At 47.2% G+C, this 17,518-nt stretch carries 20 protein-coding genes; 6 read left to right on the plus strand and 14 right to left on the minus strand.

The features are described 5' to 3' along the window. Window positions 1–67: 67 nt before the first annotated feature. The 3 genes from QRD89_RS17245 (at window position 68) to QRD89_RS17255 (ending at window position 1,294) form a co-directional block, all read left to right on the plus strand. The gene (locus QRD89_RS17245; RefSeq protein WP_026577844.1) at window positions 68–490 is read left to right on the plus strand and encodes a cell wall hydrolase; all 423 of its coding nucleotides are present in this window, start codon (window positions 68–70) and stop codon (window positions 488–490) included. 21 nt (window positions 491–511) lie between these two features. Beyond that, complete coding sequence (gene gerQ / locus QRD89_RS17250) at window positions 512–976, plus strand: spore coat protein GerQ (RefSeq protein WP_008632246.1); 465 nt, start codon at window positions 512–514, stop codon at window positions 974–976. A gap of 69 nt (window positions 977–1,045) precedes the next feature. Further along, window positions 1,046–1,294 (plus strand): hypothetical protein, encoded by a 249-nt coding sequence (locus QRD89_RS17255; RefSeq protein ID WP_008632244.1) that lies wholly within the window; start codon window positions 1,046–1,048, stop codon window positions 1,292–1,294. Here QRD89_RS17255 and QRD89_RS17260 read toward each other — a convergent pair. From QRD89_RS17260 to QRD89_RS17285, 6 genes are all read right to left on the minus strand, one after another. Continuing rightward, complete coding sequence (locus QRD89_RS17260) at window positions 1,291–1,659, minus strand: DUF423 domain-containing protein (protein WP_008632242.1); 369 nt, start codon at window positions 1,657–1,659, stop codon at window positions 1,291–1,293. The genes QRD89_RS17255 and QRD89_RS17260 overlap by 4 nt on opposite strands. Before the next feature lie 15 nt (window positions 1,660–1,674). Continuing rightward, on the minus strand, window positions 1,675–1,959 hold the full coding sequence (locus QRD89_RS17265; protein ID WP_026577843.1) for a YwdI family protein: 285 nt from the start codon (window positions 1,957–1,959) through the stop codon (window positions 1,675–1,677). Window positions 1,960–2,123: 164 nt separating this feature from the next. After that, entirely contained in the window at window positions 2,124–3,467 is a 1,344-nt protein-coding gene (locus tag QRD89_RS17270) for a sodium-dependent transporter (protein ID WP_008632240.1), read from the minus strand. A gap of 129 nt (window positions 3,468–3,596) precedes the next feature. Next, window positions 3,597–3,815 carry a hypothetical protein gene (locus QRD89_RS17275; protein ID WP_008632239.1) on the minus strand — a complete coding sequence of 73 codons (219 nt, stop codon included), beginning with the start codon at window positions 3,813–3,815 and terminating at the stop codon, window positions 3,597–3,599. A gap of 103 nt (window positions 3,816–3,918) precedes the next feature. After that, window positions 3,919–4,221, minus strand: a complete 303-nt coding sequence (locus tag QRD89_RS17280; protein ID WP_008632238.1) for a phasin family protein — start codon at window positions 4,219–4,221, stop codon at window positions 3,919–3,921. Next, complete coding sequence (locus tag QRD89_RS17285; RefSeq protein ID WP_286095891.1) at window positions 4,218–5,888, minus strand: ABC1 kinase family protein; 1,671 nt, start codon at window positions 5,886–5,888, stop codon at window positions 4,218–4,220. The genes QRD89_RS17280 and QRD89_RS17285 overlap by 4 nt, the downstream gene beginning before the upstream one ends. A 152-nt stretch (window positions 5,889–6,040) precedes the next feature. On the opposite strand from QRD89_RS17285, the gene QRD89_RS17290 reads away from it, so the two are divergent. Further along, window positions 6,041–6,931, plus strand: coding sequence for a GNAT family N-acetyltransferase (locus QRD89_RS17290; RefSeq protein WP_008632235.1), 891 nt, complete (start codon window positions 6,041–6,043; stop codon window positions 6,929–6,931). Between the two features lie 26 nt (window positions 6,932–6,957). Continuing rightward, on the plus strand, window positions 6,958–7,824 hold the full coding sequence (locus QRD89_RS17295) for a fructosamine kinase family protein (RefSeq protein WP_286095892.1): 867 nt from the start codon (window positions 6,958–6,960) through the stop codon (window positions 7,822–7,824). 1 nt (window position 7,825) lies between these two features. Here QRD89_RS17295 and QRD89_RS17300 read toward each other — a convergent pair whose 3' ends face one another. Then, window positions 7,826–8,797: a YbgA family protein gene (locus QRD89_RS17300; protein ID WP_286095893.1), complete on the minus strand. Its 972-nt coding sequence runs from the start codon at window positions 8,795–8,797 to the stop codon at window positions 7,826–7,828. Window positions 8,798–8,996: 199 nt separating this feature from the next. Here QRD89_RS17300 and QRD89_RS17305 point away from each other — a divergent pair, with 199 nt between their 5' ends. Beyond that, a complete protein-coding gene (locus QRD89_RS17305; protein WP_008632232.1) occupies window positions 8,997–10,349 on the plus strand; it encodes a YjiH family protein in 1,353 nt (450 codons plus the stop codon). An 81-nt stretch (window positions 10,350–10,430) separates the two neighbouring features. Here the strand turns inward: QRD89_RS17305 and QRD89_RS17310 are convergent, their stop codons facing one another. From QRD89_RS17310 to ribE, 7 genes are all read right to left on the minus strand, one after another. Beyond that, on the minus strand, window positions 10,431–11,093 hold the full coding sequence (locus QRD89_RS17310; RefSeq protein ID WP_008632231.1) for a type 1 glutamine amidotransferase domain-containing protein: 663 nt from the start codon (window positions 11,091–11,093) through the stop codon (window positions 10,431–10,433). Between the two features lie 60 nt (window positions 11,094–11,153). Beyond that, window positions 11,154–12,170 carry an acyltransferase family protein gene (locus QRD89_RS17315; RefSeq protein WP_008632230.1) on the minus strand — a complete coding sequence of 339 codons (1,017 nt, stop codon included), beginning with the start codon at window positions 12,168–12,170 and terminating at the stop codon, window positions 11,154–11,156. Between the two features lie 204 nt (window positions 12,171–12,374). After that, the gene (locus QRD89_RS17320) at window positions 12,375–13,616 is read right to left on the minus strand and encodes an aminopeptidase (protein ID WP_008632228.1); all 1,242 of its coding nucleotides are present in this window, start codon (window positions 13,614–13,616) and stop codon (window positions 12,375–12,377) included. A 22-nt stretch (window positions 13,617–13,638) separates the two neighbouring features. Continuing rightward, window positions 13,639–15,063, minus strand: coding sequence for a cryptochrome/photolyase family protein (locus QRD89_RS17325; protein ID WP_286095894.1), 1,425 nt, complete (start codon window positions 15,061–15,063; stop codon window positions 13,639–13,641). 112 nt (window positions 15,064–15,175) lie between these two features. Next, entirely contained in the window at window positions 15,176–15,643 is a 468-nt protein-coding gene (gene ribH / locus QRD89_RS17330) for a 6,7-dimethyl-8-ribityllumazine synthase (RefSeq protein ID WP_008632226.1), read from the minus strand. Between the two features lie 15 nt (window positions 15,644–15,658). After that, window positions 15,659–16,852 (minus strand): bifunctional 3,4-dihydroxy-2-butanone-4-phosphate synthase/GTP cyclohydrolase II, encoded by a 1,194-nt coding sequence (locus QRD89_RS17335; protein WP_008632224.1) that lies wholly within the window; start codon window positions 16,850–16,852, stop codon window positions 15,659–15,661. 12 nt (window positions 16,853–16,864) lie between these two features. Next, window positions 16,865–17,515 (minus strand): riboflavin synthase, encoded by a 651-nt coding sequence (gene ribE / locus QRD89_RS17340; RefSeq protein WP_008632222.1) that lies wholly within the window; start codon window positions 17,513–17,515, stop codon window positions 16,865–16,867. Window positions 17,516–17,518 lie beyond the last annotated feature (3 nt).

Here is a 17,518-nt window from a genome sequence, read left to right on the forward strand (position 1 = left end):
TTTTCAGGGCTGGTCATATAGTGTTAAAGAACATGCAAACATGCCTTATTTGAAGTGAGGTGACAGCATGGCCGTCATTCCCTTTACAGAAGCGGACGTTAAGTTACTGGCGAGATTAATGAGGGCTGAAGCCGAGGGGGACGGACAATTAGGCATGCTGATGGTGGGAAATACAGGGGTCAACCGTGTCCGCGGCGACTGCATCGACTTCACAAATATCGATTCAATCCGGGACATGGTGTACCAGAGCCCGGGCGGCTTTGAAGCCACCCAAAAGGGTTATTTCTACCAAAGAGCCAGGGAGAAGGATATCCGACTGGCCCGCCGAACCATCCGCGGGGAGCGGTTCCATCCTGCAACCAACTCCTTATGGTTCTTCCGACCTCAAGGAGACTGCCCTGCTCAGTGGTACGGTCAATGGAACACTGGAAGATATAAGTCCCATTGCTTCTATTCACCGACAAGGGCTGACTGTCCAAGCGTATATTAAATCCATGAAGGAGTGGTTTAAATGGCACAGAATAAACCTCAATCAGGGCAAGGTGCACCGATGTACGGTCAGGGTCAAGCCCCGTTCTACGGGCAGAATCCGTACATGTATTATTACCCTCAACAGGGGCAGGGAGGAATGCAGCCTCCGCAGGTCCAGCCCGGGACATATTCAGGCAGTATCAACCCACCGAACATGCTGCCGTCGGAAGAATCCTATATCGAGAATATTCTCCGTTTGAACGCCGGCAAAGAGGCGACTGTTTACATGACATTCGAGAACAACGATCAATGGAATGCTAAGGTATTCAAAGGAATCATAGAAGCTGCTGGACGGGATCACATTATTCTCAGCGATCCACAAACAGGCAAGCGATACTTACTATTGACGATTTATCTGGATTACATCACCTTTGATGAAGAAATAAACTATAACCTTCCATTCGGAGGCTCTTCCGCCGGATTCGCTCAATACAACCCTCGATGACAGAACCAATCAAAAAAAAACTCGCTATTCGTAGCGAGTTTTTAACTATTAAGCGAAAAGGGTGAGGCTATGAAGTCCCCATATGAAAGCTACCAGAGAGCTCAGCTTGGTGCGCTGGCACTTGTCGTCGTGCTCATTGTAGTCGGACTGTTTCAGCTGGAGCACCGCTGGATCCTCCTCTTGATGTTCTATGTTCTTGCCGCCAGCATCGCATTTGAAGCACTCATTGACAAAGCACGCGAGCAGAAAGTGAATATGATCATCCACTTTACCTGTGCTGTAATAATTTTTCTGTTTACGACTCTTCTCTATTTTTAAACATGTTTGATGACTGCATACCCGAGCAGAATCCAGCCGATCAGGAATGACAGCCCGCCGAGCGGTGTAATCATTGCAAATGTCTTAATCCCGGTCGGCGCATAAATATAGAGGCTTCCGGAGAACAGGATAATTCCAATGAAGAAAAACCAACCGGCCCCTGTCATCGCACCCGTCTGGATTTTGCTCATTAACAGAGCGGTAACAAACAATGCCATCGTATGGAACATTTGATAATCGACTGCTTTCCCCCACTGTTCCAAGCCCTTCTCCGAAACTTTCCCTTCCAATCCGTGGGCTCCGAATGCTCCAAGTGCCACGGATAAAAAACCATTAATAATCGCTAATACCAAAAAGATTTTCATTCCATTCATCCCTTCTTAGAAATCAAAAATCGAGGGCCCGTTCGCCTCCCCGTGATCGACTTTCTTTTGTTGATCCGGACGGCTTGGTGCATCGACCCCCATCATACGACGGACTTCTTCTGCCGTCGGCTCCTGGACAGGTGCTTCCGTTCTTACCGGCTCCTCTTCCAATAACAAATCGGCCAGCAGGCGGATCGAGCGGACATGCTCGCGTACTTTTTGCTCGTCCCCATACTGAAGCATTGCTTCCTGTATTTCATTCGACATTTTCTTAAGCACTGTTTGATTCGTGATGGCCATATATTCAAACTCCTTTTTCTAAAAAAGATCCTCTGTCGTAGTTTAACACGCCTGTAACATCCCTGTCTTTCCATCTATGAAAGGTTTCAATAATTTGTAAGAATAGCTTCCCGCCTAAAGCAGAAGAACATAGAGCAACCCCCGATTATGCATCGGGGGTTGTTTCAAAACTGTATAATGCCGATCTGATACAAGAAGATCAGGATGATGATGATCGGCGCTATGAATTTCACAATGATATACCACAAACCTCCGATGGATGATCCAGTCAAATCCGTTGATTCCAGAGCGTCCGCTTTCCTATAATACCAACCGACAAGGAGCGCCATGGAAAGGCCGCCCAGCGGAAGAAGAATATTAGAGGCTACGTAATCCATGGAGTCAAGAATATTCAAATCTCCGATCGGCGTGATGCCTGACCAGATTCCAAATCCTAAGGATACCGCAATTCCAAGGATGAACATGATGGATCCCATCACGATACTCGTCGCAAAGCGACTCCAGCCGAATGCACGCATGAAGTAGGCAGTCGGTACTTCCAGGATAGACACGGAAGAAGATAAGGAAGCAAGGATGAGAGCCAGGAAGAATATGATTCCGATCATCCCGCCAAACGGCATTTGTTCGAAAATACTAGGAAGCGTAATGAAGACCAGAGGCGGTCCGGAGCTCGGATCAATGGCAAAGGCGAATACGGCCGGAAAGATCACCAACCCTGCAATGACCGCAAAGAAGGTATCCATCAAACCAATGCCGACAATAGCTCCCGGCAGTTTATTTTCTTTAGACAAGTAGCTTCCGTATGTCAGCATCCCGCCCATTCCCAGGCTCAGGGAGAAGAAAGCCTGTCCGAGAGCAGCGAAATAAATGGAAGGATCCCTGAATGCCGACCAGTCCGGCTGGAAGAGAAACTTCACTCCTTCCATGGCTCCGTCCAGAGAAAGACTGAAGAAAGCAAGAATAATCAGAATGATTGCCAGAAGCGGCATAAAAATTTTGTTCGCTCCTTCAATGCCTTTCTTTACTCCTCCAAGAACGATCACGATCGTAATCATCATGAATAAGGCCGTCCATAAAATTGGCTGCCAAGGATTGCTGATAAATTGACCAAACGCACCATCATACCCAATATCCGGCTGGGTAAAGTACGATCCGTTCACGTACATCCAGAAGTAAAAAATCGCCCATCCGGCAACAACCGCATAAAATCCAAGAATTAAAAATGCACTGGCGATTCCGAAAAAGCCCGTAACGAACCACGGCGTACCTGGAGCGAGCTTCCGGAAGGAGCCGACAACATCACTTTGCGCCTTTCTGCCGATACTCACTTCTGTTAACAGCAACGGAACACCAATCAACAGTACACAAGCTAAGTAGAGGATCAGGAAAGCTCCCCCACCGTTATTACCTGCTACATAAGAAAATCTCCATATATTACCTAACCCGACAGCCGAGCCCATTGCCGCGAGCATAAACCCGAGCTTTGAGCCCCATTTCTCTCTCACCATTTTCCAACCAACCCCTTCTGTTTTTGCAACGGATGAACCTTATTATCTTTCTTTTCTGCATGTCGAAATATTCATCAGCATACCACAAAACATCGGCAATTCCTCTAGATTTCTGAAATTTCTCATTATTTACAGGCGCAGATCAATTCTGGAAGCCTGCCGCGCTTTGTTCTCTTTCTTAGGCGTCATTTTCTCTTGGAACTGCATGCAGCTGCTCCCGGTTGTACGGAGTATATACGCGGAAGGCAATTCCTTCGTTTTAAACTCATAGGCGCTGCAAGATCTGGGAAAGGCCGGATTCCATGTCGTTCGGAAATGCCTGCACTTAAAACAATTGATCTTGTCCATCCCGATCCTCCTCCTTTTCTACTTGTGACTGCATCATAGCACAGCTTCCCTTTCCCAGAAATAACGAGATGCCCGCTCCTTTCCCCGGAGCAGGCATCTCGTTTCATTTATTATCCAAATGGAGGTTTTCCAGCCTTTGAATGCGGGCTTCGAGCTTTTCATATTCTTCCCGCGAAACAAATCCTAGTTCTTTGAATTGATCCTGCATTCTTGCTTTCGCTTGATCATTCCATTCTTTATCTTTCGTTTCTCCCTTGGCAATCCAATTATTCACCATGGATTTCGCCTGAGTCGGACTGATTTCTCCCCGCTTCACCATTTCGTTCACCATCTTTTCGAACATCTCTTTCCCACTGATTGCTGCACCGATTCCCAAATGGAATCCTTTCTTCAATAAATCGCTCATTGTTCATCCCTCCTATTATGATGAATGCCCTTCAACATCCGGACATGTTTAATGGAACAAATGAAAAATCCAAGCAACCCGACTCCCATAAAAACGCCGCTGATCCACACGCTCGGAAGAACAGGGACAACAAGTGTGTAATACAGGGCTGCTACCCCTGACACGAATATAAGAAACGAAAAAGCCGTGTAAACCAAATAAAGCTGATGGAACAGGCGATTTCTTTGATGATAGCTCTTCCATTCTCTTTCCTTGTCGCCATCCTCCAAGTACTCGATCAGCGCACGTGGGAACGATAACAGAGGACGAACGGTTTCCTTAATGACTTCTGTGTACAAAGAGGCATTCGATCCGTCGCCCGACACCCACTGTTTGATGACAGGTCTCCCCCATTGAATCAAGTCGATGTTCGGATAGACGGCACTGAGGACACCAATGATAATAGAAGTCGCCCGACCTAAAAATGCATAGTCAGCTGGAAGCTGAATCGGCTGATCTTTGACAAATTGCTGTAAATCAGAAAGCATATCATTCATCATATGCGCATCCAACTTGTCAAAGTTCCCGTCTAAATACATCTCTGTCGTCTGCTTAAGCAGCTTCTTCACCCGCTCGGTATCTGCATTAGGGAGAAGAAAGTCCATCTCCTGCAACGCTTCAATTACTCTGTCGTAATCATCCAAAATAAATCCCTGCACCATCGTCCTCAGCGCATCAGCATCTTCCTGTTTGATTTCACCAACCATACCGAAGTCGATGACAACGACCGTTCCATCTGCTTTCAGCATCAGATTCCCTGGATGAGGATCGGAATGAAACATGCCTGCATCAAGAAACTGGGCGATACTTAAATCAAAAAGCGTACGAGCAATCTGTTCCCGGTCTATTCCATTTTTCTTTATGAACGAAAGGTCCGTGATCTTCGTTCCTTCCACCCATTCCATCACAAGTACGCGTTTAGTCGAAAGATCGCTGTAATATTCCGGAATATAGACAGATGGAAAGTCTCCAAACCTTTTCTTGAAATGACGGCCATTCTCCAACTCCATTGTAAAATCAAGCTCATTGCTGATGACTCGGACGACCTCCCTGTACAGGGCTGGTAAATCGGCTTTCTTCCCATAGACCGTAAACTTATTCAACATCCAGAAAACGATCTTCAAGGCACGGAAATCCATCCGGAACGTATCTTTCACTCTATAGCGCTGTACCTTGACCGCCACAGGAGTGCCGTCTTTTAAGTACGCCTTATACACTTCCCCTATGGAAGCAGATGCGACCGGTGTTTCTTCTATTGTAGACAGATGTGTATCGACCGATGCGTTCCAGTCTTCTTCTATCGTTTCTTTGGATCGGTAGAATGGAACGGGCTCCACCCTGTCCACAAGTCCTTCCAGCTCCTTAATGAAAGAAGAAGGAAGCAAATCTCCTCTGGAACTCAAAAACTGCCCGAATTTTATCAGAAGCCCACCAAGATGCACCGCTTTTCTTCTATATTCTTCTGCCTGATCTGATAGCATTTCTTCCCATTTACGCTTCGTATCCTGATCCCATATCCTGTGACGCTTCTCGAACCAGTAGATGCGAATCAGGAATTTCATGGACATCCAAACGATGACGGTAATCCTGTATATGGATATGTACTTCATACGCTCCACAAGTTCCATCCCCCCGTTCTTATGTACTTTATCATTCCCCCATCTCTGTTGAATCAATCATCCATATATGGAAGAAAGATGAAAGACAAGACCAGTGTCACAGTTGCAAAAAAGACGGGTGATGTGTAAGAATTTGTTTATATACGGGAGGAGGAGCAAGCATGCAGATTCGGGAACTGGAAGTAAGAGAACTACATAAAGTCGCCGGGTGGCTCCATCGGATGAATGAACAGGACCATCACTATGTTGCTTGGATGGCATCCGATGCGAACGAAATTTTCGAACAAATATGGACATTGACACAATTTCAGGAACCGCTCGCTTATGTGGCTTGGGACGGGGATGAAATCATAGGATTCCTTGGGATTCTGCCTTTTTTCGAACAGAAGCTGTGCCGACTTCTCGGTCCGTTCGCTCTTCATCAGCAGGAGCTGGTCATTGAGAAATTGTGGGACAAAGCTTCTCTTACTGTTCAGCTTCACTTTGACATTGTCAAACTAGCTTGTTTTGAGGCGAACGAAGCACTTGTCGATTTTGCGGAGAAACACGCCTTCGATCTCTATAACGTAGAACGCACTCTGGCTTTGCACAAATCCAGTTATTACCCTTCCGACAAACAGGACGGAGCGATCGTTGAAATTCTTCGCGATGACTACACCGCACTGGATAAACTTCACCCTTCGGCCTCCTACTATACGACAGAAGAGATGCTGCGCTTATCAGAAAAGGACGGCAATCATTTATGGGGGTATGCAGCCGATGGAACCATTGCAGGGTACACATACTTTGAAACCATTGCCGAAGAACAGGAAGGGGAAATATGCTTCGTCAACGTCGGGCGCGAATACCGTGAGAACGGAATCGGGACTGCTTTGATGGAACACGCGCTCCAATATGCTTTCTACGCACTGGAACTCGACGTAGTCACTATCTCTGTACGGACGAATAACAGACAAGCAGCCAGGCTTTATGAACAGTTTGGGTTCCGGGATATCCATACGATACGGGCTTATCAAAAAGCGACAAAACCAGTAACGCAAACCATTCACTAAAAAATGATGTTTCAGGAGGGGAACGAATGAAGGAACTCGTGGGTGACATCTTAAGGAAATTGGATGATGACGCTCCCATCATGACGATTGATACAGTAAGCGGCGGCGATATTAACGAAGCCCTCTTTGTAGAAACGGAGAAGCAGGACTACTTCTTTAAGCTTAATCAACAGGTCCCCTCTCACTTCTTCCGAGTAGAAGCGGAAGGATTAAAGCGGATCCGGGAAAGTCGTTCGATACGGGTGCCCGAAGTGTATTATTTTGATGAACCGGAGAACGGAGAACCAGGAGCTCTTGCTATGGAATGGATTCATTCCGGAAAGCTGAAACCGGCCTCCGAGCTCGGAAGACAGATTGCCCAAATGCATAAGCAGACAGGAGAAGCTTACGGATTCGGTGAACCGACCTTTGTCGGCCAGCTCGACCAGCCCAACGATTGGTGCTCTGCCTGGACGGATTACTATGCGGATTTCCGGTTAAAGAGCCAATTGCAATATGGCATATCAAACGGAAGAATCACAGGGCAGCGCCGCAGCCGGCTCGAGCAGCTGATTGCCTACCTTGACCGCTGGGTTCCAGCACATCCGCAGGCTTCGCTTCTGCACGGTGATCTCTGGGGAGGAAACTGGATGGCGGATGAAAACGGCTCTCCCTGCCTGATCGATCCTTCCGTCCTGTATGGAGACCCGTGCTTTGATCTTGCCATGACGGAATTGTTCGGTGGATTCCCTTCTGAATTCCTCCACCATTACAGGGAGGTTGCTGACCTTCCGCCACACTACCATGATACCAAACCGATCTATCAACTCTTCTACCTGCTCGTACATTTGAATATATTCGGGGAGAGCTACGGTGGACAGGTCGACAGAATATTAAAACACTATGCGGGGTGATTCAGGAATAGGCCCTGCCCTTTCCTGAATCCGATATTTCCAAGAGATCAGATGGATACGGCTCAAAATACGTCTGGTCTTTTAAATACCCGCTGCGGAAGCGGACCGTCCATGTATTCAATACGCTCAGCACCGCACTCAACGGCACCTTCTCTTCTTTGTATCGTTTGAGCAGCGTCTGGAAGTCCTCTTTCTCTTCTGCCGAAAGCTCCTTCTTGAAATACCCGGCGATATGCTGACAAACATTAATATGTGACGCAGCTTTTGCCGGCTCTGCCATCAATTCATAAAGTAGCGGTTCATATTCATGGAACACACCTTGTATAGACAGATGATCATGATTGGCAACCACTCTCCCCATCTTTTTCAACGTCCCGGGATGATAAGCCATGAACAAGTACTTATTGGAAGAATGAAATTTCTGAAGGTCCTTCATCTGCCCGTGTACTTTCATCTTCCGGAAAGAGGCCAGCGTGAACAATTTCGTAAAGTAATGATGCCTTAATGTGAAATTCTTCAAGCGTCCTTCTTCCTCCAGGGCAAGACCAGGATACCTCTTTAGGACTCCCCTCGCAAAGAAACCGGACGACTTCCCAGACACTTGCGGATGGTCTATATCGTAGTAGACTTTCACATCCTGCATACCGCATGTCGGAGAACGATTCTTCAATAAAAACCCGTCCACCTCACTGCCGATACTATTCAGAAAAGATTCCGTAAAAGCATTCATTCCTGTCGTCAAATCTTCTCCTGTTTTCGGCTGAACGAGTCTTTCCTTCTCTCCTCCGACAATACGGATCGTCTCCCTGGGCACTCCAAGCCCGATTTCCACTTCCGGACAAACCGGCACGAACTCTACATACGGAGCCATCCGCTGGACTGCTTTATCCGGAATGACCGCTCCGTTGTACCTCACTTCATCAAATTCCAAACAGCGGCTCACGACAACTTTGGGAACAACGAATTCTTTCACAATAATCCCCCTTTTTCTAATTAAAGTCTGTAGTATTAGCAGAAATTCCTCATTTCCCCAATAGATAAACATACAAGGACGATCCTCTACAAATTTCCTATTGGTTTTTGTCCCAAAACGTAATAGAATAGATAATGCTGTATAATTATTCTCAAATGCTTATAAATAAAACAACACTGAACGACAGGAGAGATTCCGGATGAAAGCTAGAGACTTTAAGCTTACTTCACACCTGCGCTTCATCATTCCGTCCCTGATCGGTATTTTTCTTTTTATGTTCCCGATCTCCGGCGAAGACGGCGCGATTACGATTCCTATCGCCATACTGGCTGGATGGGTCGAGACAGGTTTAGCTGATTACTTATCCTTGATCATGACGATCATTATTACGATAACTGCCATCGGCACGATTTTGACGAAGCTGGCAGGACCAAATGCATTGGAGGATAAACCGTTCTTCCAATCATTATTTAATGTGTCACCCGTTTGGGCATTTACTCGTGTTTTAGGAATGATTTTCGCCATTATGGTGTACTTCCAAATCGGCCCGGAGGCCATCACCTCTGAGAATACCGGAGGCATGCTGCTCGATTCCCTGCTCCACGTCTTATTTGCCGTGTTTCTGTTCGCAGGCTTGTTCCTGCCGCTTTTATTGAACTACGGCCTGCTCGAAATGTTCGGCGTCGTGCTGCAGAAGATTATGCGGCCGTTGTTCCGTTTGCCGGGAAGATCATCGATTGACTCCCTCGCATCCTGGCTCGGAGATGGAACCATCGGTGTCCTTTTGACAAGTAAACAATACGAAGAAGGCTATTATACTAAACGGGAAGCTGCCGTCATCGGGACGACCTTCTCTGTCGTATCCATCACCTTCAGCCTTGTGGTCATTAAAGAAGTAGGGCTGGGAGATATGTTCATACCATTCTATTTGACCGTCGTCGCTGCTGGATTTATCGCTGCTTTAATCATGCCGCGTATTCCTCCGCTCTCACGCAAAGCGGACACCTATGTTACAGAGGAACCAGCAGACCAGAACGAAGAAGTACCCGAACACCACAATCTGTTCACTTACGGCTATGCCAAAGCCGTAGAAAGAGGAAGCAAGTCTACAAGCCTCGCCAACTTCTTCAAACAGGGAGCGCAGAACATCCTGGACATGTGGATGGGTGTCGCCCCGATTGTCATGGCTCTAGGGACGCTGGCTCTAGTGGTAGCCGAATTCACTCCATTCTTTGCATGGATTGGAACACCGTTTATCCCATTACTTGAGCTCATGCAGGTTCCTTATGCTAAAGAAGCATCAGAAACCATTCTCGTCGGATTTGCCGATATGTTCCTGCCTGCCATTATCGGTTCTTCCATCGAAAGTGAAATGACACGATTCATCATTGCTGCACTTTCCGTAACTCAGTTGATCTACATGTCTGAGGTCGGTGGGCTGCTTCTCGGATCGAAGGTGCCGGTCAATATGAAGGACTTGTTCATTATCTTCCTTGAACGTACCATCATTACACTTCCGATCATTACACTAATTGCACATTTCCTGTTCTAAAATCCTAACTCCCGCCGAGAATTCTCTCTCGGCGGTTTTTTTCATACATGCATGTACTTAAAAAACCCGCTGAGATCACACTCAGCGGGTTTTCAATTCCTCTATAATTTTTTGGGCCGTACTTAAGCTGGATTGAGGATTCTGCCCGGTGATAAACGGAAGATCGACAACGACATGATCGCTGTAGTCCTCCCCCTTATCAAACACGGCACCGGATTCATTCATGCGGTCTTCCAGAGAAAACGGCACGACAGAAGCAAGCCCCGTCTTCTCTTCTTCTTCATTTGTGAATCCGGTCACTTTCCGACCTTCCAGGAGCAACTGATCGTTGTGGTCTTTCACTCCGATAAATCCGGCCGGCCCGTGGCAGACAGAGGCGATAACTTTCCCTTCGGTTAGAAAATGCCGAAGCAGTTCCTCTAAGTGCTCATTAGCAGGAAAATCAATCATCGTCCCGTGTCCACCGCATAAGAAGATAGCACTGTATTTCGTAGGATCCACAGCGCCCAGCGGAACCGTATCATGGATGGGTTCCATCACACCGTCCCAGAACCGGGGAAGTTCGTTACTATAGCTGTTCGGATCAATGGGAGGCCGTCCACCCTGAGGGCTGGCTGCGGTTACTTCCCAGCCTTCCTCCATGAATGCGGTGGCGGGCTCGACGAATTCAGATAACCAGAGTCCCGTTTCGTTCCCATCCATACGATCGGCATTCGTTACAATCATCAGGATTTTTTTCGTCATATCTGTACCCCTCCTTGCAAATATCTTTCCTATTATTCGCAAGTCCAGGCATTTCAATCATTAAGATTGGAAGGTGGAATCTTTATTTACCATACGGCTCCACCATTTCTTAATCAGTTGGAAGCGTCCTTCGATCAGCGGCTGGGTCAACGTCCTGATTATGCTGCTGGACAGTAGATATACGATAGCTGCCGCAATAATCGCGAGGCCGAGCACGTCGAATACGTTATCGACCTTAAACCAGCCGGCCTGACGGAAAAACTGGATGAAGAAGCCATGGAGCAAGTAGACATACAGGGTCTTTCCGCCCAAATAAGTGAGACGGAATTCTTTTCCCGGTATCCAGGAAAGAACACTGACCATCATAATTCCGGCTAGAACATAGATTCCCAAACGGACGATACCGCCCATTTCCGGACTGCCGAGTACCTCATATGACTTAGAACCTAGCAGCCATCCGGAACTGATCTCCGGAAACATCGCAATCAATACAGCGACAGAGGCCATAATCACAAGGCTGATTTCTCTTACCCTTCGTGTTCTCCACTGCTTCACATGATCTTTCGTCAACCAGTAACCAGCAAGGAAGAACGGGAAGAATACGAATGTTCGTGACAAGCTGAAATGGTGACCGATATCCGTAAAGTATCCAACCACCACTCCGATTTGGACGGCAATCGCCACCCCGAGAATCGGCGGTACCTTCTTGAACCAGTAAAGGAGAATATGCCAGCAGAACAAGCTGAACAAGAACCACAGGGACCAGTGCGGGTAGAAAATACCGGTCAATTCAGACTCTTTACCGATGAAGAAGTAATACCCGGTATAAACGAGTTGGAATATCAAGTAAGGAAGAATCAGCTTCTTCGCTAAGTTCATAATATAGTCCTTCTCGCCGGAGCCTTTCGCAAAGAATCCAGCAAGGAAAATGAATGCAGGCATATGGAACGTATAGATCCATGTATAAAGGGTGTACATAGGTCTGGAATCGCCGGTGAACGGCTGTATCAAATGTCCGAAAACGACAAGGAAAATCAACACCAACTTTGCATTGTCAAAAAAAGCATCACGCTTCATGTGGTCTCACCCTTCTTTATGAATAGAAAAAGTTGTCTCTGTAATTTATCTCTACCCTATTGTTACCACATTTATGAACAATCCAAGCGGTATTCATCGCAATTTAAATGAACTGTAATACGAATGTCAAGGATGGAAAGTGTTTGTAAATGATCCGTCAAAAAAGAAAGAGGACACCCCGTCCGACGGGGTGTCTTTCCTTGATTAATCTTCCAGGGGAATGGCCCATGCTCCTTTGCGGAAGATAGGTTCATAACTTCCATCATGGGTTTCTCCATCAATATCCAGCGCCCCGGAACCCATCATGAAGTCCTCGTGAATGAGACTGTCATTAACACCATGATGATCCATCTGCTCTTTCGTAAAGCCGGATCCGCCTGCTACATTCGTCGGATAAGCCTTTCCAAGTGCTAAGTGGCAGGAGGCATTCTCATCATAAAGTGTGTTAAAGAATATATGTCCGGACTGGGAGATCGGAGACTCATGAGGTACGAGAGCAACTTCCCCTAACCGTTTCGCCCCATTATCCATTTCCAATAAATGCTTCAGCGTCTCTTCTCCCGACTCTGCAGAGAAGTCGACCACCATACCATTCTGGAAAGTCAGTGTGAAATTATCAATCAGATTCCCACCGTAATTAAGAGGCTTGGTGCTTGTCACCGTCCCCTGCACTCCGTTTTTATGAGGCATGGTAAACACTTCTTCTGTCGGGATATTCGGGTTGAATTCAACCCCTCCTTCAGAAACAGCTGATCCCCCGTGCCAAATATGATCCTGCACAAGTTCGATGGACAGGTCCGTGCCGGGTCCCTTGTAGTGGAGTTTCTTGTACTGCTTTCCATTCAGGAATTCACGGATTTTTCGAAGCCTGTCATTATGGTCTTCCCATGCCTGTACAGCGTCTTCCTGATCGATTCTCGTAATATGGAAGATCTGCTCCCACAGCTTTTCCTGCGCTTTGTCGGCTGAATCGTCAGGGAACACTTTCTTTGCCCACGCTTTCTGTGGATAAGCGATGACAGACCAGGTGGTTTTGTCATTCATAACGTAGTCCCGATACTCGGTCAACGCTTCTGCACTCGCTTTATTCGCTTTCGCCACGCGTTCCGAGTCCACATCCTTAAGAAGGTCGGGGTCCGGCCCATAAATGCTGAGAAGAGCGTAACCGTCTGCCACCATCTGCCTCAGCCCTTCTGCTTTCCATTCCGGAAAATGTTCCAGCACTTCCATCGGGGCATTCTTAAGCTTCATGTAATTCAACATTTCGTCGCTCCACTCCATGTGGACGTCCTTAGCTCCTCTACCGTATGCTTTCGCCCCGATGGTGCGCACGAAATCAGCTGCTTCGATGGGGGCGTTGATGATCAGCCCCTGTCCCTGCTGTAAATGAACACCTTTCTTTAAAGCAATATCTGCGTATTTTTCCAGTTTCCTCTGAAAACTCATCTATATACCTCCTCTAAGACTGTTATGATTTATCTTTGAATAATTGAATCGCTCTCTCACGCATTCGTTTATGATCAACCATCGGTTCCGGATAATCCTCCCCGATCATACACTTCGCTTTCTCTTGTTCGTTTTCCGGCATCTTCGCTGGTTCGTGGATATATTTCTTCGGGACGTCCCGCAGCTCCGGCAGCCATTCTTTAATAAACCGCCCATGTGGATCGAACCTTTCGGACTGCCGGGTCGGGTTGAATACGCGGAAATATGGGACCGGATCCGTTCCGGTTGAAGCCGCCCACTGCCATCCCCCGATGTTGGAGGCGGGATCATAATCGACGAGTTTTTCCTGGAAATAACGTTCACCTTTCCGCCAATCCATCAGCAAATCCTTCGTCAAAAACGACGCAACCGCCATACGGAGCCGGTTGTGCATCCAGCCGCTCTCGTTCAACTGCCTCATCGCCGCATCAATGATAGGAAATCCGGTCCTTCCTTCTTTCCAACGCTCCAATACGTCTTCGTCATTATTCCAGGGAATCCCTTGATACTTTTCTACTACTTCTTCATCATGTGCATTCGGATAGAAGTGATAAATCATATTATAAAAATCACGCCAGGCAAGCTCGGATATATACGTTTCCACTCCTTCCGTTTTCTTACGGAAGTCGACCTGGTCATGGATCTGATGATAGACACTGCGTACAGAAATGGCACCGGTCCTCAAATACCTGGACATCAGACTTGTCCCATCGACCGCAGGGAAATCACGGCGCTCGTCATAATCGTAAATATCCGCATCAAGGAATTGTTCCAGACGTGCCCACGCATCTGCTTCCCCGACACCGCCGAAATCTGCTTCGATTTTTTCGAGCAAATCAGCATACGCGGATTCCCCTTCCTTGAACGAGGCACGCTCATCGACGGCAGCTTTCTTCAGTAACTCATCATCGACTTTCTGCACCGCCGGTTTCGGAAGCTGCTTCCACTTCTTCAGATAAGGAGTGAAAACTTTGTAAAAACCGCCATCCTGCTTCTTCACTTCATCGGCACCATGAATATGGTGGTCCAAGTAATGATAGACGTCGACATCCAGAGACGTTACGTATTTCTCGACCTGCTTATCTCTCTCATAGCCGAACCCTGTTTCGTCTCGGTTAAAATAAACCATATCGATCCCGGCAGTTTCGATTAAATTTTCAAATGCATCTTCTGTATCCCCTGTAATAAAATGAACCGGCGCCCCGGCATCTTCTGCTTTTTCAACGAAAGATGCAAGGGTTTGGAAGAAATAATCATGCCTTGCTGTAAATGATTCATTTAAAGCCGGGTGTATATGAAAGAACAGGAGAAGTTCATCCCCGTCCTTTGTATGCTCCAAAGCCTTCGCTAATGCTGTATTGTCCTGTAATCGTAAGTCTCTGCGGAACCAGACCGCTCTCTTTGTCATTGTTCTCTTCCACTCCTTCTCTATTATCCTTTCCTTTTTAATAAAAGCCATAAACCGGACGTATAAAAAAAGAGCCGCTCAGATGGAACTGAACAGCTCTTGGTGTATTAAATCACTCGAAATGCTTCATCAATGTAGCCATCTCGATCGCCGCAGTGGCTGCTTCCCAACCTTTGTTACCAGCTTTCGTACCCGCACGCTCGATTGCCTGCTCAATTGTGTCTGTTGTAATGACACCGAAGATCACCGGGATACCGCTCTGGTTCGATGCCTGGGAAACTCCTTTTGCTGCTTCGTTACATACATAATCGAAGTGCGGAGTAGATCCGCGGATGACAGCACCAAGGGTGACGACTGCATCATATTTCCCTGAATTCGCCATCTTGGAGGCTACAAGAGGAATTTCAAAAGCACCCGGTACGTAGGCGACTTCCACATCATTCAGTTCTACACCGTGACGTTTGAACGCATCGACTGCTCCTTCGTACAGTTTACCTGTAATGAAATCGTTAAACCGTCCTACGACGATTCCCACTTTCAAACCAGTTCCTACTAAGTTTCCTTCTATTGTTTTAACCATGTTCCATCTCCCTTTCTAATAGTGAAATAAATGACCCATCTTGGATTGTTTCGTCTTCAAGTACCGCTCGTTCTCTTTGCGGGACGGCATCTGAATCGGGACTCTTTCTACAACTTCAAGTCCAAAGCCGCCGAGGCCGGAGATCTTCTTAGGATTATTCGTCAGCAATCTCAATTTAGTGATGCCAAGATCCTTTAATATTTGAGCACCCACGCCATAGTCACGAAGATCCGGTCCGAAACCGAGTTTCTCATTCGCTTCGACCGTATCCAAGCCTTCTTCCTGAAGCTTATAAGCATGCAGCTTATTCAAAAGTCCGATTCCGCGCCCTTCCTGCCTCATATAAAGCAGGACACCGCTTCCGTTTTCAGAAATCTGTCTCAATGCATTGTGGAGCTGTGGACCACAGTCACAGCGATAGGATCCGAAGACATCTCCAGTCAGACACTCAGAGTGCACACGGACAAGCGTCGGTTCGTTTGGATCGATATCTCCTTTGACAAGTGCGATGTGGTCTTTATTATCAATATCGTTCGTGAAGGCAACAGCCCGGAAATCTCCGTATTCCGTAGGCATCTTCACCTCCACCTCACGCTTGACGTGGTTTTCTTTCTTATGGCGGTACTGGATCAAATCTGCAATCGTGATCATCGGGATATTAAATTCGTCGGCCATCTCCCGCAGATCGGGGACACGCGCCATCGTTCCGTCATCTTTAATGATTTCACAAATAACGCCGGCAGGCTTTGCTCCGGCCAGCCGTGCCAAATCCACCGCTGCTTCCGTATGGCCTGCCCTTCTCAGGACACCGCCTTCTTTAGCAATCAGAGGAAAAATGTGGCCTGGACGTTGAAAGTCAGCTGCTGTTGCCTCCGGATTCAACATCTCCCTGACAGTCCGGGCCCGCTCATCTGCAGAAATCCCGGTCGTTGTGGAGGTATGGTCGATGCTTACCGTGAACGCCGTCTGGTTCGGGTCGGAATTACTATCCACCATCGGCATCAACTCGAGATCAGAAGCCAACGCTTCCGTCACCGGAGCACAGACGAGACCCCGGCCGTATTTGATCATGAAATTGATCATCTCAGGAGTCGCATGTTCTGCAATTCCGATAAAGTCTCCTTCATTTTCACGGTCCTCGTCGTCACAAACGATGACGACTTTCCCCGCTTTCAAATCTTCCAATGCTTTTTCTATGGAATCAAACATAGTTTTCACCCCTTATGCAAATCCGTTATCTTTAAGAAATTGTTGCGACATACCAGCCGCTTGTTCATGCTTCTTTTCTGCCCCTAGAAAATGGGCTACGTACTTACCGATCATGTCACATTCTATATTCACTCGGTCCCCGCGGTCCTTCCCGCCGAGAACTGTATGCTCGACCGTATGAGGAATCAAGGATATCGTCACCTTGTTCTCTGAGACACCGAAGACCGTCAAAGATGTACCATCGACTGCAATCGATCCTTTATATACGAAATAATGAATGAGTTCGTCCGGAAGTTCAATCTCATAATAAACAGCATTCGACTCCGGCTTCTTGGAAACGATGGTGCCCGTTCCATCAATGTGTCCGGAAACTAGATGGCCGCCGAACCGCCCGCCGGCAGCCATGGCGCGCTCGAGATTCACCGGACTCCCCTGTTTTAATTCGTGAATATTCGTCGCTCGGTAGGTTTCCGGCATGACATCGAAGGTTACGGTTTTATCCGTAAAGCCTGTCACAGTAAGGCAGACGCCGTTTACCGAGATACTGTCTCCAAGCTGGACATCTTTTACTACCACATCTGCTTCGACCGTCACTTCCAACGCTTCCGTCTTATTCTTTACGGATTTCATCGTTCCTATTTCTTCAACGATTCCTGTAAACATTGT

It is taken from the genome of Halobacillus sp. ACCC02827, from assembly GCF_030291935.1.
In the GTDB taxonomy this organism is placed as follows: domain Bacteria; phylum Bacillota; class Bacilli; order Bacillales; family Halobacillaceae; genus Halobacillus.